General features: G+C 42.5%; 1 pseudogene. It reads left to right on the top strand.

Annotation, left to right across the window (positions count from 1 at the left end):
• A pseudogene (locus OU793_RS24840) lies at positions 1 to 616 on the top strand (Tn3 family transposase); the annotation flags it as partial.

The raw sequence follows: 616 nt of genomic DNA, 5'->3' as shown, positions 1-616 counted from the left end.
CCGCCTCAGCGGCAGCGAAGCAGCAAATAGCCGATGAATTAGAAGTGGTTAGGGACAAGCTAACCCATGCAGGCAGCATATTGAAGCTTTTCGTGGATGACTCAGTGAGTGATCAAGTCAATTTTGGTGATGTACGGCAAAATGCCTTCGACATCATGTCTAAAGATGAGCTACAGCTTATCAGTCAGCACCTACATCAAAAAAACTTCGACAAGCGTCAGTATGAATGGGAGTACATCGACACCCAGTACAGAAAAGTAGTGAAGACGATAAGACCTCTTTTTCTTGCTATTGATATTGAATGTGAGCCTGGGCAATCATTGCTTGCCTCTCAGTTGCAGGCGGCAAAGTCAGAACTCCAAAAAGAAAAACACATTTGCACAGCAGATCAGAGGCTTATTCTTAAGCAAGATAAGGGGCACATCGTAGAAGCAGGCAGTGCTAATCCGCGGCGATTTGAATATTACTTGTACCAAAAAGTTTCACGAATGCTTGATAGCAATCATATTTTCATCAATGAGAGTGCAAAGAATAAGCGCCTAGAAGATGACTTAATCCCTATTTCTGAGTGGGAGCATAGAGAACATATTATTGTTAATACCGGGCTAGAAAAGTT

This window comes from Vibrio sp. VP6 (genome assembly GCF_028823755.1).
Lineage (GTDB): Bacteria > Pseudomonadota > Gammaproteobacteria > Enterobacterales > Vibrionaceae > Vibrio > Vibrio parahaemolyticus.
Note: the sequence above shows the minus strand (reverse complement) of the source record. Positions and strands in the feature narration are given on the sequence as shown.